15 protein-coding genes are annotated in these 20,070 nt (G+C 44.6%); 4 read left to right on the forward strand and 11 right to left on the reverse strand.

Annotated elements, in window-relative coordinates; genetic code table 11:
- Nucleotides 1-129: 129 nt before the first annotated feature.
- From CFR83_RS02235 to CFR83_RS02245, 3 genes are read right to left on the reverse strand one after another with little or no spacing between them, the layout of a single operon-like run.
- Nucleotides 130-1,275 (reverse strand): hypothetical protein, encoded by a 1,146-nt coding sequence (locus CFR83_RS02235; protein ID WP_088812355.1) that lies wholly within the window; start codon nucleotides 1,273-1,275, stop codon nucleotides 130-132.
- Nucleotides 1,276-1,282: 7 nt separating this feature from the next.
- On the reverse strand, nucleotides 1,283-1,750 hold the full coding sequence (locus CFR83_RS02240; protein ID WP_088812356.1) for a cyanophycin metabolism-associated DUF1854 family protein: 468 nt from the start codon (nucleotides 1,748-1,750) through the stop codon (nucleotides 1,283-1,285).
- A complete protein-coding gene (locus CFR83_RS02245) occupies nucleotides 1,743-4,043 on the reverse strand; it encodes a cyanophycin metabolism-associated ABC transporter (protein WP_423808369.1) in 2,301 nt (766 codons plus the stop codon). The genes CFR83_RS02240 and CFR83_RS02245 overlap by 8 nt, the downstream gene beginning before the upstream one ends.
- 154 nt (nucleotides 4,044-4,197) lie before the next feature.
- Here CFR83_RS02245 and CFR83_RS02250 point away from each other — a divergent pair, with 154 nt between their 5' ends.
- Both CFR83_RS02250 and cphA read left to right on the forward strand, forming a co-directional pair.
- Nucleotides 4,198-6,348, forward strand: a complete 2,151-nt coding sequence (locus tag CFR83_RS02250) for a cyanophycin synthetase (RefSeq protein ID WP_088812360.1) — start codon at nucleotides 4,198-4,200, stop codon at nucleotides 6,346-6,348.
- Nucleotides 6,349-6,356: 8 nt separating this feature from the next.
- Nucleotides 6,357-8,921 carry a cyanophycin synthetase gene (gene cphA, locus CFR83_RS02255; RefSeq protein ID WP_088812362.1) on the forward strand — a complete coding sequence of 855 codons (2,565 nt, stop codon included), beginning with the start codon at nucleotides 6,357-6,359 and terminating at the stop codon, nucleotides 8,919-8,921.
- A gap of 35 nt (nucleotides 8,922-8,956) precedes the next feature.
- On the opposite strand, the gene CFR83_RS02260 is transcribed toward cphA, so the two are convergent.
- Nucleotides 8,957-9,748 carry a tRNA threonylcarbamoyladenosine dehydratase gene (locus CFR83_RS02260; RefSeq protein WP_165765037.1) on the reverse strand — a complete coding sequence of 264 codons (792 nt, stop codon included), beginning with the start codon at nucleotides 9,746-9,748 and terminating at the stop codon, nucleotides 8,957-8,959.
- A gap of 23 nt (nucleotides 9,749-9,771) precedes the next feature.
- Here CFR83_RS02260 and pdxH point away from each other — a divergent pair, with 23 nt between their 5' ends.
- Nucleotides 9,772-10,407, forward strand: coding sequence for a pyridoxamine 5'-phosphate oxidase (gene pdxH / locus CFR83_RS02265; RefSeq protein WP_088812365.1), 636 nt, complete (start codon nucleotides 9,772-9,774; stop codon nucleotides 10,405-10,407).
- A 13-nt stretch (nucleotides 10,408-10,420) separates the two neighbouring features.
- Here the strand turns inward: pdxH and msrA are convergent, their stop codons facing one another.
- The 6 genes from msrA to hemC form a co-directional block, all read right to left on the reverse strand.
- Nucleotides 10,421-10,963, reverse strand: coding sequence for a peptide-methionine (S)-S-oxide reductase MsrA (msrA, locus tag CFR83_RS02270; protein WP_088812366.1), 543 nt, complete (start codon nucleotides 10,961-10,963; stop codon nucleotides 10,421-10,423).
- A 10-nt stretch (nucleotides 10,964-10,973) separates the two neighbouring features.
- Complete coding sequence (locus CFR83_RS02275; RefSeq protein WP_088812367.1) at nucleotides 10,974-12,275, reverse strand: DNA polymerase Y family protein; 1,302 nt, start codon at nucleotides 12,273-12,275, stop codon at nucleotides 10,974-10,976.
- An 81-nt stretch (nucleotides 12,276-12,356) separates the two neighbouring features.
- A complete protein-coding gene (locus CFR83_RS02280) occupies nucleotides 12,357-13,550 on the reverse strand; it encodes a heme biosynthesis HemY N-terminal domain-containing protein (RefSeq protein WP_088812368.1) in 1,194 nt (397 codons plus the stop codon).
- Between the two features lie 2 nt (nucleotides 13,551-13,552).
- Nucleotides 13,553-14,260 (reverse strand): uroporphyrinogen-III C-methyltransferase, encoded by a 708-nt coding sequence (locus tag CFR83_RS02285; RefSeq protein ID WP_088812369.1) that lies wholly within the window; start codon nucleotides 14,258-14,260, stop codon nucleotides 13,553-13,555.
- Nucleotides 14,261-14,275: 15 nt separating this feature from the next.
- Complete coding sequence (locus CFR83_RS02290; protein ID WP_088812370.1) at nucleotides 14,276-15,070, reverse strand: uroporphyrinogen-III synthase; 795 nt, start codon at nucleotides 15,068-15,070, stop codon at nucleotides 14,276-14,278.
- Nucleotides 15,071-15,083: 13 nt separating this feature from the next.
- Complete coding sequence (hemC, locus tag CFR83_RS02295) at nucleotides 15,084-16,031, reverse strand: hydroxymethylbilane synthase (protein WP_243383312.1); 948 nt, start codon at nucleotides 16,029-16,031, stop codon at nucleotides 15,084-15,086.
- A 41-nt stretch (nucleotides 16,032-16,072) separates the two neighbouring features.
- On the opposite strand from hemC, the gene argH reads away from it, so the two are divergent.
- A complete protein-coding gene (gene argH / locus CFR83_RS02300) occupies nucleotides 16,073-17,503 on the forward strand; it encodes an argininosuccinate lyase (RefSeq protein WP_088812372.1) in 1,431 nt (476 codons plus the stop codon).
- A gap of 114 nt (nucleotides 17,504-17,617) precedes the next feature.
- Here the strand turns inward: argH and CFR83_RS02305 are convergent, their stop codons facing one another.
- Nucleotides 17,618-19,867 carry an arginine/lysine/ornithine decarboxylase gene (locus CFR83_RS02305; protein ID WP_088812373.1) on the reverse strand — a complete coding sequence of 750 codons (2,250 nt, stop codon included), beginning with the start codon at nucleotides 19,865-19,867 and terminating at the stop codon, nucleotides 17,618-17,620.
- Nucleotides 19,868-20,070 lie beyond the last annotated feature (203 nt).

Below are 20,070 nucleotides of genomic sequence, written 5' to 3' on the forward strand. Positions count from 1 at the left end.
TTCAGCAAAGATAAGGGTCTTGTGGATACGGTGTCATTTCTTCTTACACAAGAATAAGAAATTTCCTACAAAAGAATCAGAAAATTCCTACAACAAAGTAATCTCGAAAAAGTGAGATTTAGTGAGTTTTTAATCTGGGATAGTGATATCAGATGTGCCAACGCAGACCAAACGTGGCGATTCTCTAGAAGTATCAATACAGCCACCCTGATCGTAAACACCTTTTGGGTCGCGGTAACGCATCATGCGCTCAATAATCATCTTGTATGTCTGTGGGTCACTCATGGATTCTGTCACACATGACTCAACAATTGATTCATTCATCTGCAACTCACCATGGGCATCAAGGTATGCGCCATCTTTCCAGTGATATACCTCTACACACTTTGTTTCAAGTGTGAAAGGCTGATCTCGTTTCCAGAAATTAGTGAATAGGTTATGCCCTAGATATATCACCCAAGAACCTTCATACCCAGAAATATCAGAGGAACGGTCATCAGGATTGCGGAACCAAACGCGATCACCAGGAACGTAATACTTCATTGGGAATGGATTGTCTATTGAGCCATATTCCTTTAAAAAAACCTCATGAAACTCACCAGACCTAATCGCTCTATTTTCTGAACGTTCTTCGAGTCGCTTTAATAAAGCAGGATTAGCATTTTTTAATTCTTTAGCAATACTCAGCAGAATGACGTACTCAGTAGCTCTGTAGCAAGAAAATGAATAGGCCTGACTAATATCCTCTGGCTGCGTAGCTTTGACCAAGGCATCAATAATAGATTTGCCTTTGTTGAGCAAAAACCCAGCCTCTTCATCGTAATGCCAGTAATCAGTAGGTCGCTCGGCCGCTTCAGTATCGAAGTTCAAAGCAGCACGATAACCAGCATCTACTACGTAATGTCTGATGTGAATAGCTGAAATCAGCTCTTCGTAGCTTGGGAATGTAAAAGGAATAGTCGCCAATAACATGGCCACCAAGATTTCTTTATCCAAATCGTCTTTATTGTCACGACCATCAATGAACATGCTCGCATATAAGCGAGTGGTATCCCAGTTAGGCGCCCACTGATCTTTATATGATTGCTTTAGAGAGAAACGGTTGTAATAGGTGCCATTAGTCTCAAAACTATCATGATTGACGCAATCCCACAAAGAGTATTTGCGTAGATGTTCCTGCATTTTCTGCAGATTAATAATTTGGTCTTGCTGCGTTGTTAATACAAACTCTATGCCGCGCGTTTCAAAAGGAATGTTCAATTGAGTCGCAGTCATGATGATCTTATAAGAAACGATCTAAGAGGCGACGGCTATGTTTATCTAAAGCCTGAATATCTTGAATGAGATACTGCACACCATGTGTATCTGAAACCAAGTACATGGTTTTATTAACCCGGCGAATATCCTCTTCACCTCGCAAGATAAATTGGGTGTGACCGCGATTTGTTTTAACTGTCCAAGTGCTTGGAGTGGCAAATGTTGAAACATCTTCAATTCCTGTTAGCACTGGCATGAACTCTCGACTAGCCAATTCTTCATTAATTAGTTGCTGATTAAGCTCTGTCGCTTGATCTAAAAAATCTAACCATACCAACTCATGACCATCGCGATCAACGATCGCAATCGACTCATTAGGGTGACTAATAGGAAATGCTCTAACTGGGACTACTTGCTCATGAGTCACCCCTGCTTGATCCTGCAAGCAAAGATAACCAAAAGAATTTCTACTCAAAGTGAATGTATTAGCCATGCGTCACTCCTAGCTCAGCATCAACAGCATCCATTGCTTGCCTTGCCTGCGTATCGTACATCCGGCGATATACACCTTGCAATGCCATCAATTGATCATGACCACCCTCTTCAATGACCTCGCCCTTATCAAGAACGATTAAACGGTCTGCTTTACGCAGTGTGGATAAACGGTGCGCAATCGCAATGGTTGTACGACCTTTCACCAAATTATCTAGCGCTTTTTGAATTTCTTTTTCAGTCGTGCTATCTACAGATGAGGTAGCCTCATCCAAAATCAAAATCTGCGGATCAATTAATAAAGCTCTAGCAATTGAAATACGCTGACGCTCACCACCAGATAATGATTGACCACGCTCACCCACCAAAGAATCGTAGCCGTGCGGCAATCGCAAAATAAACTCGTGCGCATGGGCTGCACGGGCGGCAGCAATCACTTCTGCACGCGTTGCCCCTGGTTTGCCATAAGCAATATTTTCAGCAATCGTGCCAAAGAATAGAAATGGCTCTTGCAATACTAGGCCGATATGACGGCGATAATCAGCTACAGCAATTGAACGAATGTCCACCCCATCCAACTTGATCGTGCCTTCTGCAGCGTCATAGAAACGACAAATCAAGTTCACCAAGGTACTCTTGCCTGAACCACTATGCCCAACTAAGCCAATCATTTCTCCTGGCGCAATCTGCAAATTAATGCCTCGAGTCACTGAGCGATTACCGTAGCGAAAGCCCACGTTTTGCAACTCAATTCTGCCTTCAACTTTATTTAATTTGATTGGATTAGCTGGCTCTGGAACACTAGAGACGTGATCCAAAATATCAAAAATGCGTTTTGCACCTGTTGCCGCTTGCTGAGTAAACGACACAATGCGACTCATTGAATCTAGGCGCGTATAAAAACGACCGATATACGCCAAACACGCGGTCAGCATACCCACAGTGATTGAGTCATGCGAAATCTGCCAAATACCAAATGCCCAAACAACCAACAAACCAATTTCTGTGAGCAAGGTAATCGTTGGTGAGAACAATGCCCAGACTTTATTCACACGGTCATTAACTGCTAAATTGTGTTGATTGGCTAAACGGAAACGTTCTGTCTCGCGCTCTTCTTGAGCAAATGCTTTAACCACTCGCACACCTGGAATCGTGTCGGCCAATACGCTGGTTACTTCTGACCAAATACGATCAATTTTTTCAAAGCCGTAACGCAACTTATCGCGCACCACATGAATCGCCCACCCAATAAATGGTAGAGGTGTCAATGTCACTAAAGCTAACCATGGATCAATAGACACCAAGATGACTGCTGTCATCAAGATCATCAAGACGTCTGTTGCGAAATCTAATAAATGCAAGGACAAAAATAAACAAATGCGATCAGACTCCGAACCAATACGAGCCATCAAATCACCTGTTCGTTTGCCGCCGAAATACTCCAGAGATAACTTCATCAAGTGTTGATATGTACTGGTTCTTAAATCAGCGCCAATCCGCTCACTCACCAAAGCCAAGATATATGTTTTAGCCCAACCTAAGCCCCAAGCGAGAAGAGCCGCAAGAAATAAGGCGCCCAAATAAAAAGCTGTTAACTCATAGTTAATCGGCTGACCACTTTGGTATGGCAACAAAATGTCATCCATCAATGGCATCGTTAGATACGGCGGCACCAGTGTTGCTGCAGTTGAAGCCAAAGTTAATAAAAATCCAGCGAACAACTGTCCCTGATAAGGTTTTGCAAAACGCCACAACCTAAACAATGTCCAAGTAGATGGTGGGGTTAGATTTTCTGAGGTACACGCAGGACACTCATCTTGATCAGGTGGCAACGGCACCCAACAGCTCGGGCACAATGGTTGCGTTTGCTCTAAACCACTCTCCAACTCATGACCCATTGATTTAGCAAACTCAATTTTGTATTGCTGCAAGAGTCGATTAGCAATTGGATTTTGAGCTAATGTAAAACGCCATAAAGCTAGACGACCGTCTTGATTAAATAACTCAAGACTTGCAACACCCGCATGATCATGCAAATGAAGCTTTAGATCATCGGCAAAGTTCCAATAATTCCATTTGCTTGAATCTTGGGCAGTTGATACATCATGCTGATTGTCAAAAGCAATCAGACCTTGATTGGTTAAACACACCAATCCGCTCGAAAACTGTAATTGCTGATTTAAATCTAGCTCAAGGGCTAGGATTACCTCTTCGCCAGATCTCAAAATCAATGGCAAAGCAACACGCCAATGATTGGCTAAACGGTCAATAAGGCTAGAGTCAGGAGAGGTCAAGGCAAAAATACTTTTTATCTTTATAAGTACGCAATTATCGCAAATTTAATGGAGTAAATATTTACCTTTTTTATGTCAATTTATGTCAACCAAAAACTGTCCAAATCGTTATACGACAAAGTACAATTAGGTATTTTTGGCACTTCCGGCCCGCATGAGTAAAAAAACTATAGAAATCATAGATATAAAGGTCCTAAAAGGACCCAGTATGTGGACCTATCGCCCCGTGCTTGAAGCATGGGTAGATATTGGTGATCTAGAGGATTGCCCATCTAACACTATTCCTGGATTTACCGAGCGTCTTTGCGCTTGGTTACCTACTTTGATAGAACATCGTTGCAGCTATGGCGAGCGCGGTGGTTTTATCAAACGTTTAGAAGAAGGCACATGGCCCGCTCATATTCTTGAGCATGTAACCCTTGAATTACAAAATTTAGCTGGCATGCCAGGCGGCTTTGGCAAAGCACGCGAAACCAATAAACGTGGCGTTTATAAAGTAGTGGTTCGTGCATGGCACGAGAAGATCACAGAAACTGCTTTGTATCACGCTCGTGATTTAGTCATGGCAGCGATTGAGAACAAACCATTCGACGTTCCTGCAGCGATTAAAGAAATCGAAGATATGGTCGATAGCTTGTACTTGGGACCAAGTACAGGTTGTATCGTTGATGCCGCCCGTGAAAAAAGAATTCCATCAATACGTTTGTCTGAAGGCAACTTAGTTCAACTTGGGTACGGCAATCAACAACGCCGTATTTGGACAGCAGAGACTGATTTAACCAGCGCCATTGCCGAGGGCATCTCAAGAGATAAAGATTTGACCAAATCTTTATTGGCATCTTGCGGCGTACCAGTACCTGAGGGTCGCATGGTAGAAAGTCCAAGCGACGCATGGGAAGCTGCGCAAGATATTGGTGGACCGGTGGTGGTAAAGCCCTACGATGGCAACCACGCACGCGGCGTATTTACCAACCTAAGCACACAAGAAGAAATTGAAAAAGCCTACGATGACGCCCTCAATGAAGGTAGTGGCGTGATGGTGGAGCGTTACATCCCTGGCAACGAACATCGCCTTTTAGTAGTTGGTAAAAAAGTGGTGGCGGCAGCCAAAGGTGAATCTGCATGGGCCATTGGTGATGGCAAGCGCACGATTCGTCAACTGATTGAAGAAGAGATCAATACAGATCCGCGTCGAGGTGATGCTGAGATATTGCCACTCAGCCCTGTGGTATTTGATACCAAATTAGAAATTGAATTATCAAGACAAAAATTAACGCTCGACTCAGTGCCTGCTGTAGGCCAGCAAGTATTGGTTCAAGGTTCTGGCAACATGGCTTTCGAAGTCACACACCTTGTTCACCCAGAAGTGGCCGCGCAAGCAGCACTCGCTGCTAGAGTGATTGGTTTGGATATTGCCGGTATTGATTTAGTAGCAGAAGATATTTCTAGGCCTCTTGAAGAACAAGGCGGTGCAATCGTTGAAGTAAATGCTGGTCCAGGTCTGATCATGCACCTAAAACCTGCGGTAGGCGAACCTCAACCAGTGGGCGCAGCAATTGTTGAGCACCTGTTCCCCAATCACACAGATGGCCGAATTCCGATTGTGGGAGTAACGGGCTCACGTGGCAAAACCATGGTGGCACAACTTACCACTCACCTCATGCAACTCACTGGTATGAAAGTAGGTCTTGCTTGCAGCAAGGGGGCTTACTTCAACCAACGTTTACAAACACCTGGCAATTGCGCTAACTGGACTAGTGGCAATCGTATTTTGTTAAATCGCCAAGTAGAAGCTGCGGTCTTTGAAAATGATAGCCGCACAATTTTGAATGAAGGTCTTGCCTACGATCGTTGCGCAGTTGGCATTGTGACTAATCTCGATCCAACAGATACGGTACCAGAGTGCTCTATCACCGAACCAGAACAAATTTATAACGTGATGCGCACTCAAGTGGATGTGGTTCTACCAACAGGCGCAGCAGTTTTAAACGCTGACGATGAAGCCGTTGCAAAAATGGCAGAACTATCAGATGGCGAAGTAATTTTCTTCAGCAAACACGGTCTAAATGACATTACTCAAAGTCATCTTGCTAAAGGTGGCAGAGCGGTGTTTACTGAAAATGACACAATTGTTCTTGCTCAAGGCACTGAACAAGATCGATTGATTCGTATTGCAAGTATTCCTCTTTTGCAATCAAGCAGCAAAGCAAATACATTAGAAAGCGTACTTGCTGCAGTCGCTGCAGTTTGGGCTTTAAATACACCCAAAGACATTATTGCAACAGGTCTACAAACATATAACTAGCCAAGACTATGGAACTAACACGTATCCGCGCACTAAGAGGTCCTAATTTATGGGGCAGACACACCGCTTTAGAAGCTTTGGTGAAGTGCGAAGAGAACGAGAAAATCATCACCAATATCTCCGGCTTTGAAACCAGATTACGCGAACGCTTTCCACAGTTAGGACCACTTAGATCTTACGGACAAAATGAAACAGTCTCTTTGGCGCATGCGCTAGAAGTTTGCTCAAGAGACTTACAAGCTCAAGCAGGCTGCCCTGTCACATTCAGTCGCACCATGGCCACTCCTGATGATGGCGTGTATATCGTGGTGGTTGAGTACACCGAAGAAAAAGTTGGTCGCCTTGCTTTAGATTTAGCTTTAAAACTATGTCGTTCTGCACTGATTGATAACGGCTCACACTTAGATGAATACCTCAAGCAACTCAGAGAACTTGATGAAGATATTCGTTTAGGGCCAAGTACTGGTTCAATTGTGGATGCTGCGATTGCTAGAGGCATTCCTTATCGCCGTCTTACTGAAGGCAGCATGGTGCAACTTGGATGGGGTAGTAAGCAACGTCGCATCCAAGCAGCAGAGACAAGCGTTACCAGCGCGATTGCAGAATCCATTGCTCAAGACAAGCAACTCACCAAAAACCTCTTGCATGCTGCTGGTGTTCCAGTGCCGTTAGGCAGCATCGTTACAACAGCTGATGAAGCGTGGCAGGCTTATCTAGAAATTAATGCGCCAGTTGCCATCAAACCACGGGATGGTAACCAGGGTAAAGGTGTTGCAGTCAATATCAATACCCGCGAGCAAATTGATATTGCATTTAAAGCAGCTTCAGCCATTTCATCTGAAGTGATTGTTGAACGCTATATGCCAGGACATGATCACCGCTTACTCATCATCGGTGGACAATTGGTTGCAGCAGCACGCCGCGAACCCCCATATGTAATTGGTAACAATAAAAACACTGTTCGTGAATTAGTTGAAGAGGTAAATAAAGATCCCCTTCGCGGTGACGGTCATGCCACCTCACTAAGCAAGATTCGTATTGATGAAATCGCCATTGCAACGCTCAAGAATCAAAATCTAACCCCTGACTCGGTGCCACCAAAAGGTTTGCGCGTAACACTACGCAATAACGCCAACTTAAGCACTGGCGGCACAGCAACAGACGTAACAGATGATGTTCATCCTGATTTAGCAGCATCAGCGGTAGCTGCAGCACAAATGGTGGGTCTTGATATTTGTGGCGTGGATGTAGTTTGTGACAATGTTTACCGCCCCTTAGAAGAACAAGGCGGCGGCATTGTTGAGGTAAACGCTGCGCCAGGGTTGCGCATGCACTTGCACCCTTCTTATGGTAAAGGTCGCCCAGTGGGCGAAGCCATCATTTCTACAATGTTTGGCAAAAATGATGATGGTCGCATTCCTGTAGTAGCTGTTACAGGGACCAACGGTAAAACAACCACTGTGAAACTCATGAGCCATTTGTTTGAAAAAAATGGGCTTCGCGTGGGTCACACAGGAACTGATGGCGTTTACGTTAACGGTCGCCGAATTGATACGGGTGATTGCAGCGGTCCTAAGAGTGCTCGCAATGTCTTAATGCACCCTGATGTTGATGCAGCAGTTTTAGAAACAGCTCGTGGCGGCATTCTAAGAGAAGGTTTAGGCTTTGATCGTTGCCAAGTAGCGATTGTGACCAATTTGGGTGAAGGCGATCACCTTGGCATGAATTACATCAACACTGCAGCCGAACTAGCCGCAGTCAAGCGCGTGATTGTGCAAAACGTTGCACCAGGCGGCATGGCTGTATTAAATGCTGCCGATCCTATGGTGGCCAAGATGGCCAAGGTCTGCCCTGCTGAGGTCACCTACTTTGCCAAAGATATCAACCATCCAGTAATCGCTAAACACCGCGCTCAAGGTAAGCGCGTTGTATTTGTAGATGGCAAAAAGATTGTGGCAGTTGAAGGTAAAAAAGAATTTCACATTGATTTGCTACAAGTACCCATTACTGCGAATGGCACGATTGGCTTCCAAGTTGAAAATGTTTTAGGTGTTGTGGGTGCAGCGTGGGCGCTAAACATCAACTGGGACATCATTGCAGAGGGTCTTAGCTCATTTGTGAGTGATGCTCAAACAGTACCTGGTCGATTTAATTTATTCCAACACAATGGCGCCACCATCATCGCTGACTATGGTCACAATCCTGACGCCATTATTGCCCTATCAGAGACCATCATTAATATGCCGGCTAAGCGCCGCATGGTGGTCATCAGCGGAGCTGGCGATCGTCGCGACGAAGACTTACGCCGTCAGACTGAAATTTTGGGCCAGTACTTTGATCACGTGATTTTGTATGAAGATCAATGCCAACGTGGTCGCCCAGACGGTGAAGTGATTGGCATCATGCGCGAAGGCCTCAACAACTCAAAACAAGTGAAAAAAATTGAAGAGTTTCATGGTGAGTTTTTAGCCATCGACAAAGCCTTGGCACAAATCTCTGCTGAAGATATTTGCTTGATTCTTGTAGACCAAGTCGAAGAAGCTTTAGCTCATATTGCTACAAGCGTTAAATAGTTCTTCCTATTTAGCTTGCTTACTTCTTAGGTAGCTTACTTATTAGGCAAGTGAGTTTTTAAGTATTTTGCTTTTACTAGCTTAAGCACTTCAGCTGCTGCAATAAAACCAAAGGTAGCCGTCACCGTCACAGCCGAACCGTAACCAGAGCAAGCCAAACCGCCCGTAGCAACACCCTGCCTTGGCTCATCAGAATAGATGGCGGTAATACCCAACTTCTTTTTAGGATCATTAGAGAAGCCGTGAAGCTTTCTTAGTGTGTAGCGTATTTTTGATAGCAATGGATCTTGCGTGGTTTTAGCCAAGTCTGTTGCAACAATTCGACTGGGATCTAATTTACCGCCAGCACCACCGCAGACCACTAGAGGAATGCCATCCTTGCCACTTGTTTTATTTTTTTTGCAATAAGCAGCCAGCGCAATTTTCATCTTCACATCATCTGTGGCATCCAAAACCACAAACAAAGAATTATTCGCATTTTTTTGTAGGTGCTCGTCCAGATTCTCTGGACTTAAAAAATCATCAACGTCGTTAATTTTGATACTTGGATTGATTGCTAATATGCGCTCAGCCATGGCCTTTACCTTGGATTTACCAAAGTTCTCTTGGGTAGCGTGCAACTGACGGTTCACATTACTTTCTGCAATGTGGTCAAAATCCACCAAAGTGACCTCGCCCACAGCGCTTCTAGCAAGAGCCTCTAGAGCCCATGACCCAACCCCACCTAAACCGGCAACCAAGACGTGGGCGTGCTCAAAAGCCTCTAGGCCATCCTCGCCATATAAACGAGCAACCCCACCAAAACGTCTATTTTGATTCTTTTCCATACCCAAGACTATATACTTAGCCCATGACCAAGTTAGCTGATTTAAGAAAATCCTACATGAAAGGCAGCCTCTCGGAAGAGGATGTCCAAGCGAACCCGATTGACCAATTTAATATTTGGTTTGACCAAGCTCGTCATGCAGAATTACCTGAACCTAATGCCATGACAGTGGCATCTGTGGATGCTAATGGCAAACCAAGCGCTCGTGTTGTACTCATCAAAGAAGTCACGCAAGCTGGTTTTGTTTTCTTTACCAATTATGAAAGTCGTAAAGGTCAGGCTCTTACAGCCAATCCTCATGCAGCACTTTTGTTCTTTTGGCCTGAACTAGAAAGACAAGTTCGAGTAGAAGGTTCTGTTGAAAAACTCTCAGATCAAGAAAGCGATGATTACTTTCACTCTCGCCCACTAGACTCACGCATTGGAGCATGGGCATCACCACAGAGTCGCATCATCAAAGGTCGTACTGAATTAGTTACCAAAGCAGCTGAATACGCTCTTAAGTTTGCTTTAAATCCACCAAGACCACCTCATTGGGGTGGGTTTAGGGTCAAGCCAGAAGCACTAGAGTTCTGGCAAGGTCGCCCTTCTCGTTTACATGATCGTATTCAGTACATCAAAGACAACGATGCCTGGAAAATCCAGCGTTTAGCGCCCTAAAGAATTGTTCTAATTAGTTCAGTAGTGCAGCAAATTGCTTTCTGAATTTGCTGACTTTAGGGCTCACCACAAAAGCACAATATCCCTGATCAGGATGGTCATTGAAATAATTCTGGTGATATTCCTCTGCCTTGTAGTAAGTCGGCAAATCTGCCAACTCAGTCACAATCGGCTGATCAAAAATATTGTCTTTGGTTAGTTGTTGGATTACTTCTTGGGCAATCGTGCGCTGTTGAGAGTCATGCGCATAAATCACTGAGCGATACTGAGAACCTACGTCGTTTCCCTGACGATTAAGCGTGGTTGGGTCATGAATAGCAAAAAATATATCCAATATTGTTCGGTAACTAATGACACCCGCATCAAACTCAATTTGCACAACCTCAGCATGGCCTGTTTTGCCCGTACAAACTGAGTCATAGTCAGGATTTAAGGTCTGACCACCTGTATAACCTGATTCAACATGAACGACTCCGCGCACCTGTTGATAAACAGCCTCAAGGCACCAAAAGCAGCCACCACCTAAGGTCGCTTTTTGTAAATTAGATTCACTCATAAAAGTAATCCTAATGCTTTCCAGGTTTTCCTGCAGACCAGACTCCTAAACCACCTTGCTCTAGCTCTAAATCCGGAATATGGTTAAAAGCAATCCGCGGACCACCCCTTTCTAAAGCATGATGTGCGCCACCAAAATACAAAGCATTTTTCCCATACCTCAAGTTCACAGCATCTAATACCTGATTCAATTCATGGCGATCATCGTCAAACATACCTAAAGTAATTCCAGTAGCATCTCTTAATTCACTAAGAACCACTCCCACTGCCATTGGCTGCACATGTCCATCGCGAGGGTAATTGGCCCAAATAGCTTCTAGTGTCTTTAACAAAACGGTGGTGTCATTGGTCGCAGCCAAAGAACAACCTTCGCCCCAACTGATATACGAGTGCTCTGAACGTTTAGACCCTCTCACAATCAACTTCACTCTTACGCCTAAGTATTCTGCGGCAAACCCATAATCCCTTAAACGAGCGGCTGCTCTTTGCAACAAACGATGTGCCACAGAAAATGCTCCCGTATAGTCGCGATACTCAGGCGGCAAAACATGTGAATGCGAGACCGATGATTTTTCAGTAGCCGGATCAGGCACCCACTCACCTCTTAAGCGCGCCCACATCCTCTCACCCTCAATACCACCCCATGCTTTTCTGAGCTTTAACTTGCTAGCCATGCAAAGTTTTTCTACAGAATCAATACCATTAGCTATCAAACGCTCGTTCATGGCATGCCCAATCCCATTGAGATCTCTCAAGCTCAAACGAAAAAGCACTTGTGGCAAATCAAGTTTTTCAATAACCACCAAGCCATTGGGCTTTTGCATATTGCTAGCAGTTTTAGCTAAATAACGATTGGGCGCGATACCAATCGAACAACGCAAATAATCGCCCACTTCAGAATATATTTTTTCCTTGATCTGTATGGCTAATCTTTCTGCATTCGCCCGCAATCGATCACTGCCCTTTAACTCACACCACATCTCATCAATGGATCGCACAGCAGTCACTGGCAGGCAAGACTCAATGACTTCATGCAAACGATGATGCAAGCAAATATATTCTTCTGGCCTTGCTTCAACAAACTGAATCTCTGGGCACAAACGCTTGGCATCTCTAACACCCGTCCCAGTCTTGACCCCAAAACGCTTAGCCTCAACACTTGCTGCAATACAACAAGTACTGGGAGTCATAACAGCCACAATACCAATCGGTTGACCACGCAACTCCGGACGCATCTGCTGTTCAGCAGAGGCGAAATAAGAATTAAAGTCCACGTACAAAGCACGTAGATGTGAATTAGCTACCTGACTCATATACTGTATAAATATACAGTATTTTTAAGAGGTCTTTTAAATTTAAGAAAAATGCCAATCACCTTAGGTGACTGGCATTATTTAGATGCTGGCGTAGATTTGGGCGGCCAACTTGTACCGCTCTGCCGCCTCTGCTGGCTCTTGCAAGGCTTCGTGTAACTTAGCCAAAGTCATATGAGCCTCTGCCTTCATGCCTGGTTTAGCTTTGGAGTCGCGCACCACACCTTGCAAACTGGATTTGGATTTACCCCATAGCTTTTGCGCCAAACATAACTTACCCAAAGCCAAAGATAAAGCAGGCTCACTTGGATACTTAGTCATCCAGGTTTCTAGTTTTTGGACCAGAACCAAAGTCGTTGAACCTGCTGGCAAACACTCTGGATAAACACCCAATAGAACTTCATCCCATTGATCATCCAAAGACTCTTCAATTAACTCTCTGGCCAAATCTTGCTGACCTGTTGCCAACAAACCTTTGGCCATCACCAAAGCAACCCTAGATGCTTTGCGATCTGATTTAGGTAAGTTTTTCCAAATACGTAATAAAGCTTCGTGATCAGAAGATTTTTGCTGAACCAATTTAGCCACAGCTTCTTGTACTGTTTTTTGCGCCACGACCGGATGAATCGCTTCACGCTTACTCAAGCTGTGCGTTAAACGTAAAACCTCTTCCCAACGTTTTAATTGCTGATTCGCGCGTAAAGCAATACGCTGCACAAAGAGTTGACGCGATCCACCTTTTTGCAATTGATCAATGGTTGCTAAAGCACCATCTGCATCATTTGAATCCATTTGCATATCAGCCATGGCTACTAAACGTGCCTGCTGTTTATCGGCTGATTTAATTTTTGCCAACCACTCATCTCTAAGTGCAAATTTATTCAAGCGATGTGCAGATCTTGCTGCTAAGAGCGCTGCAGTTTCAGCCATCGCACTATTTGCACTAGCGGCTTCTGCAGCTTTTAAAGCTTTTGAAAAACGCCCGGCAAAAATATCCTCAATCGCTTCAGATAAATGCGCAACAGCACGAGCTTCACGTTGCTTGCGACGATAGGCTGCTGCTTGCTTGGGTAAATCCAAAATCGCTGCAAAGGTGCGCCAAGCAACAAGACCGGCTAAAAAAACACCTAAAACAGCCGCAATAAAGAAATTAAGACTTGTGTCTACTCGATACGGCGGAAAATAAATCGTGATGTGACCACCATTGCTGCTCGCAAATAGCGCCACTACAACCGCTAATGCGAATAAGAAAGCTAACCAAAGTGCGCTACGCATTTTTATGGGCCCTTCTTAGCCACTACTGGCTTAGCAATATCAGCTTGTATATCAACTAGCATTTTTTGCACATTAACAACTGCTGTAGATTGAGCCTGAAAATGCTTGGTCAACAACTGTTGTGCTTGCGTTAAATCTTCTTTTGCCACTTGAGGCATATTCGATAACCAAGCCATGCGAGCACTCAAGATCGTTAAACGCAATTGTTGACGAACCAAGTCTTGGGCAGCTGGCGTTAAAGCAAGATCTTTAATATCCCCCACCACTTGTACACGCACCAATTGATCACTCATGCGCTGAATAGCTGAAAATACTTTATCTGTTAGAGATGGCGCTTTCGGAGAAGCACTAGGAGTTACCGCTTGAGTTGCAGGCAGCGCTGTCATAGGTAACTGATTGATTTGATTTAACACCGCTGTCATTTTTGCCGCAACCGGTGCAATGACTTTCTCGGCCTCAAGATTGCCCTTGAGTACAGCTTCTAAATCTGCCTCATGTGCCATCACAGTAGCTAATTTGGCTTCCAACTCAGCAACGCGACCATCTAATTGAGCTGGGCGATGATACAAACGAATCCCGCCTTCAAAACCTAACCAAAGAATACAAACGGCAATGGCAATCCATAATGCTTTCCATAAACCCTGACTTAGAGCATCAGATTTATCTTTTTTAGAATTACCTACTGGCGCATTGTTTAATTCAGCGGTCATTTAAGCCTCTTTTATTCACTTCAATTGTTGAATCCAACGTTGACTAGCTAAGACAAGTTGATTATCTCCAGCATTACAGCATTCTACTTTCTTAAAACCTAATTCTTTAGCAGTTTGTGCAATACGAGGATGAGAACAAATCATAGTGGCTAAATTTAACCACTCCTGCCCCCATGGCTGCATTTCCTTGAGTACATCAGTCATGTGCCGTACACCTTCAGAAGATGTCATTAAACAAGCTGTTTCTTCTGGCGACACAGTTTTTAGTAACTGCCAAACCGGAGCGTCTTTTGATAAGGGCACCCTGCGATAAGTTTCCAAATGATGGATCTGAGCCCCCTCACGCAATAATTGCTCACTCAACCATGCGCGACCACCAGCACCTTTTAAAAATAAGATGTGCTGATTAGCCCAATGAACCGATACCTTTTTAAGTTCAGCCCAAAGACCTTCAGAATCCCAATTTTCTGGCTCTTTGGGGTAATAAATTTGATAGCCATTGTCTACAGTAATACCGCGACGCTCCAAAGCTTCAACACTGCCACCACCCACCACAGCAATAGGGACTGTTGTTGGCCAATCAGCCTTTAACAAACGCATCGTGCATTCAATGGCGTTAGGACTTACAAATACTGCTAAATGAATGTTGGGTAGCAACTCTTGCAAACGCTTAGCGTCTTGGGGACTTTCATTGGGAACAATCGATAACAACGGCAACTGAATTTGTTTTAACTCAGGTAATTGCTGAGCTAGCAACTCCCCTAATCGCATCGATTGCCCTAGAGGGCGAGTTAAAACAATTTGAGCCATTGTGATGTTTTGCTTATTCTCTTGGTGGCAATAAATCTTTGGCACCCTGAGCAATCAAATCATCAGCCACTTGCAAGCCCATGGCATCGGCCTCTTGCATACTGGCTAAGGATAATTTTTTCTCAGAACGGCAAATTTTTTGACCATCCGTACTGGCCACAAATGCTCTCAAGTACAAATTAGTCGCATCTTCCCAGGTTGCGTAAGCAGCCAAAGGTACATCGCAAGAACCACCCAAAGCTCTAGAAACGGCTCTTTCTGCACTGACTGCCATAGCCGATGGGGCATGGTTGAGTGGCGCTAAACAGGCCTGGATCTCAGGTCTACCGGCACGAATCTCAATACCCAAAGCACCTTGGCCAGCCGCTGGCAAACTATCTTCTGCAGCCAAGAGACTACGAATACGGCTAGCCATACCCAAACGCTTAAGACCGGCCGCTGCCAAAATAATTGCGGCGTACTCACCTTTATCTAATTTACCCAAACGAGTGTCTAAATTGCCTCGTAAAGGCTGAATGTTGAGATGGGGATATCTTGACCTTAAAGAGGCTTCACGGCGCAAACTAGCCGTTCCTACAACGGCCCCTGCAGGCAAATCAGCCAAAGAGCCATAGTCGTTTGAAACAAAGGCGTCCCTGGCATCCTCTCGCTCCATGATGCAAGCCAGCTCAAATCCCTCGGGTAGCTGCATTGGTACGTCTTTTAAAGAATGGACTGCCAAGTCGGCCCGCCCCTCTTCCAAAGCCACCTCAAGCTCCTTCACAAAAAGGCCTTTACCGCCCACTTTAGAGAGGGTACGGTCCAAAATTTGGTCACCCCGGGTAGTCATCCCCAGAATACTCACATCGCACTCTGGATAGAGCTTTTTCAAGCAATCACGGACATATTCAGCCTGCCACATGGCCAAACGGCTCTCACGGGAGGCAATAACTAGTTTTTTAGGATAAGAAATTTGTGTCATAACCATAAGGATAAGGCCTTTGAGGCAATATACTTGTGTTTATGGCAGATTTAGACAAAAACAAGAACTCTTTAGACAACAAAGACCAAGCTTGGTCGGCTCGTTTTGCCGAGCCTGTAGCGGAACTCGTGCAACGATATACCGCTTCTGTTGATTTTGATAAACGCATGGCTTTGGTAGATATCCAAGGCTCTTTGGCTCATGCCGAGATGTTAGCTGCACAAAAAATTATCAGTGCAGACGACTTGGCTCAGATCCAAAAAGGCATGACTCAGATACGCTCTGAAATCGAAGCAGGTTCTTTTGTATGGGAACTCGCTCTTGAAGACGTGCACTTAAATATCGAAGCACGCTTGACTAAATTAGTTGGCGATGCAGGCAAACGTCTACACACTGGTCGTTCACGCAATGACCAAGTCGCCACTGATATCCGTTTGTGGTTACGCGGTGCGATTGATGACATACAAACAGAATTAACGTCATTGCGCTCTGGCTTATTAGGTTTAGCGGAAAAGCATGCTGAAACAATCATGCCTGGCTTTACTCATTTGCAAGTAGCTCAGCCGATTACTTTTGGTCATCATGTGATGGCTTATGCCGAGATGTTTGCACGTGATGCTGAGCGCTTGGCTGATTGCCGCAAGCGTGTGAATCGTTTACCTCTAGGTGCGGCTGCTCTTGCAGGAACTAGCTACCCAATTGATCGCGAACGTGTTGCCAAGACTCTTAGGTTTGAAGGCGTTTGCCAAAACTCATTAGACGCAGTCTCTGATCGCGACTTTGCTATCGAGTTCTGCGCCACTGCTTCACTAGTGATGACGCATATCTCTCGCTTATCTGAAGAATTGATTCTTTGGATGAGTCCGCGCGTTGGCTTCATTGATTTACCAGACCGCTTCTGCACTGGTAGCTCAATCATGCCGCAAAAGAAGAACCCAGACGTTCCAGAATTAGCGCGTGGCAAAACAGGCCGCGTGAATGGCAATTTGATTTCTTTATTAACTTTGATGAAAGGCCAACCGTTGGCCTACAACAAAGATAACCAAGAAGATAAAGAGCCTTTATTTGATTCTGCAGATACGCTACGCGACACTTTGCGCATTTTTGCTGACATGGTGCCTCACATCCAAGTGAAAGCTGATGTGATGCGTGCCGCCGCTCTTCAAGGTTTCGCGACAGCCACTGACCTTGCTGATTACTTGGTTAAAAAAGGTTTGCCTTTCCGTGACGCTCACGAAGCTGTTGCGCATGCGGTTAAAGCATGCTCCAACAAAGGTTGCGATTTGGCAGATTTATCGTTAGCTGATTTGCAAGCAGCTTGCGACCTTGGTGATAAAGCCAAATTAATTGGTGATGATGTTTTTGGCTTCCTAACACTCGAAGGTTCTGTGAATAGCCGCAATCACACAGGCGGCACGGCTCCTGAGCAAGTTAAGAAAGCAATTGCTACTTACCGCAAGAATCTTAAGTAAGCTAGCGAATATCTAGTCAAGGAAAGTTTGATTAATTATTTTTAGTTAATTGACGAATGAAAAAAGGCTCATCTAATGAGCCTTTTTTTGTTTTTCTTACTGGGTTAAAAACTATTAGTCTTTAACGCAGTCCACGTAGTACTCTTTGCGACCGTTAAGATCACCCTTGACCAAACCATGTACATCAGTTTCAAAGCCAGGGAACTGTTCATTGAAGTCACGTGTGAATCGCAAGTAATCAACGATGCGTTTGTTAAAGCGCTCACCAGGAATTAACAAAGGAATACCTGGTGGGTATGGCGTTACTAACATAGCTGTTACGCGACCTTCTAGCTCATCAATTTGCACACGCTCAATGTCGCGATGCGCCATCTTTGCCCAAGCATCTGATGGCTTCATTGCTGGCACCATGTCAGACAAGTACATCTCTGTTGTCATGCGAGCCACATCGTACTTTTTGTATACCTGATGAATTTGTTGACACAAATCTTTTAGACCAATGCGCTCGTAGCGTGGGTGCTTGGTCACAAACTCAGGAAGAACGCGCCATAAAGGTTGGTTCTTGTCGTAGTCGTCTTTGAACTGTTGCAAAGTTGTTACCAAGGTATTCCAGCGCCCTTTGGTAATACCAATAGTGAACATGATGAAGAATGAATACAAACCAGTCTTCTCAACAATCACGCCATGCTCAGCTAAGTACTTGGTCACAATGCTGGCAGGAATACCCGTATCAGCAAAGTCGCCATCCATCTCTAAGCCTGGGGTAATGACTGTCGCCTTAATTGGGTCCAACATATTGAAGCCATTGGCCAACTTACCAAAGTCGTGCCAACGCTCATCCGCTTGCAATACCCAATCTTCTCTTTCGCCAATACCTTCTTCAGCAAGATACTCTGGGCCCCAAACCTTGAACCACCAATCAGCACCCCACTCTTCATCCACCTTGCGCATCGCACGACGGAAGTCTAATGATTCCGCAATTGACTCATGCACCAAGGCTGTACCACCAGGAGGCTCCATCATGGCTGCTGCCACGTCACAAGACGCAATAATCGCGTATTGCGGACTAGTTGATGTGTGCATCAAATAAGACTCATTAAAGCAATCGTTGTCTAATTTATTAGACTCAGAGTCTTGTACCAAGATCTGTGATGCTTGAGACAAACCAGCCAATAATTTATGTGTTGATTGAGTTGAGAACACCATGCTCTCTTTAGAGCGTGGGCGATCTTTACCAATCGCATGCATGTTCTTGTAAAAGTCATGGAATGTTGCATGTGGCAACCAAGCTTCATCGAAGTGCAAGGTATCCACCTTGCCATCCAACATCTCTTTAATCATTTCTACGTTGTACAAAACACCGTCATATGTACTTTGAGTGATTGTCAAAACGCGTGGTTTGGCATTTTTATCAGTAATGAATGGATTGTTCTGAATTTTCTTCTGGATCGTTTTCCAATCAAATTCTTCTTTAGGAATTGGACCAATAATGCCGTAGTGATTGCGCGTTGGCATCAAGAACACAGGAATCGCTCCCGTCATCATGATGGCATGCAAAATTGACTTGTGGCAGTTGCGGTCCACCAAAACGATGTCGCCAGGAGCCACAGTTGAATGCCAAACAATTTTGTTTGATGTTGACGTGCCGTTTGTTACAAAGAATAAGTGATCAGCATTAAAAATACGTGCAGCATTACGCTCACTTGCTGCTACTGGACCAGTATGGTCTAACAACTGACCCAACTCATCCACAGCATTACAAACGTCAGCACGCAACATGTTCTCACCAAAGAACTGGTGGAACATTTGACCCACTGGGCTCTTCAAGAAAGCCACGCCACCAGAGTGACCTGGGCAGTGCCATGAGTAAGAACCATCTGAGGCGTAATGCGTTAATGCTTTAAAGAATGGTGGCGCCAATGAATCTAAATAAACCTTAGCTTCACGAATGATGTGGCGCGCCACAAACTCTGGCGTGTCTTCATTCATATGAATGAAGCCATGTAACTCACGCAAAACATCATTGGGGATGTGGCGAGATGTTCTAGTCTCACCATACAAGAAGATTGGAATCTCTTCATTACGTTTACGCACTTCCACCACGAATGCACGCAAACCTTCTAGAGCCACATCAATTTCTTCTGCGGAACCAGAGCCGAATTCTTCATCGTCAATTGAGAGGATGAAACAAGATGCACGAGCCGCTTGTTGAGCAAATGAAGTAAGGTCACCGTAACTGGTCAAACCAAGCACTTCCATACCCTCAGTTTCAATAGCTTCAGCCAGGGCGCGCGCACCCGAACCTGAGATGTTCTCAGTGCGGAAATCCTCGTCAATAATGACTACTGGAAAACGAAATTTCATGGTGACTCCCTACCTAGCTAAACCTCGTTATTTTGAGGGTCTTTTTTCTTAAAAACGTGACTATATATATAAATACAAGATTTCGCTGAATTTATTTCAAGAAATGTTGCGTTAAACGAACTAATTTAATGATTCAATAAGGCGCCCGGATGAAAATCCAGTAAAAAAGCACCTATTTAGGTGCTTAAGCTTGGTCTAACACT

It is taken from the genome of Polynucleobacter victoriensis, assembly GCF_900187875.1.
In the GTDB taxonomy this organism is placed as follows: domain Bacteria; phylum Pseudomonadota; class Gammaproteobacteria; order Burkholderiales; family Burkholderiaceae; genus Polynucleobacter; species Polynucleobacter victoriensis.

What these genes read in the sequence shown, in the direction of transcription:
- CFR83_RS02235 (WP_088812355.1), bottom strand. Translation starts at nt 1,275, where the DNA reads ATGACTGCGACTCAATTGAACATTCCTTTTGAAACGCGCGGCATAGAG.
- CFR83_RS02240 (WP_088812356.1), bottom strand. Translation starts at nt 1,750, where the DNA reads ATGGCTAATACATTCACTTTGAGTAGAAATTCTTTTGGTTATCTTTGC.
- CFR83_RS02250 (WP_088812360.1), top strand. Translation starts at nt 4,198, where the DNA reads ATGAGTAAAAAAACTATAGAAATCATAGATATAAAGGTCCTAAAAGGA.
- cphA (WP_088812362.1), top strand. Translation starts at nt 6,357, where the DNA reads ATGGAACTAACACGTATCCGCGCACTAAGAGGTCCTAATTTATGGGGC.
- CFR83_RS02260 (WP_165765037.1), bottom strand. Translation starts at nt 9,748, where the DNA reads ATGGAAAAGAATCAAAATAGACGTTTTGGTGGGGTTGCTCGTTTATAT.
- pdxH (WP_088812365.1), top strand. Translation starts at nt 9,772, where the DNA reads ATGACCAAGTTAGCTGATTTAAGAAAATCCTACATGAAAGGCAGCCTC.
- msrA (WP_088812366.1), bottom strand. Translation starts at nt 10,963, where the DNA reads ATGAGTGAATCTAATTTACAAAAAGCGACCTTAGGTGGTGGCTGCTTT.
- CFR83_RS02275 (WP_088812367.1), bottom strand. Translation starts at nt 12,275, where the DNA reads ATGAGTCAGGTAGCTAATTCACATCTACGTGCTTTGTACGTGGACTTT.
- CFR83_RS02280 (WP_088812368.1), bottom strand. Translation starts at nt 13,550, where the DNA reads ATGCGTAGCGCACTTTGGTTAGCTTTCTTATTCGCATTAGCGGTTGTA.
- CFR83_RS02285 (WP_088812369.1), bottom strand. Translation starts at nt 14,260, where the DNA reads ATGACCGCTGAATTAAACAATGCGCCAGTAGGTAATTCTAAAAAAGAT.
- CFR83_RS02290 (WP_088812370.1), bottom strand. Translation starts at nt 15,070, where the DNA reads ATGGCTCAAATTGTTTTAACTCGCCCTCTAGGGCAATCGATGCGATTA.
- hemC (WP_243383312.1), bottom strand. Translation starts at nt 16,031, where the DNA reads ATGACACAAATTTCTTATCCTAAAAAACTAGTTATTGCCTCCCGTGAG.
- argH (WP_088812372.1), top strand. Translation starts at nt 16,073, where the DNA reads ATGGCAGATTTAGACAAAAACAAGAACTCTTTAGACAACAAAGACCAA.
- CFR83_RS02305 (WP_088812373.1), bottom strand. Translation starts at nt 19,867, where the DNA reads ATGAAATTTCGTTTTCCAGTAGTCATTATTGACGAGGATTTCCGCACT.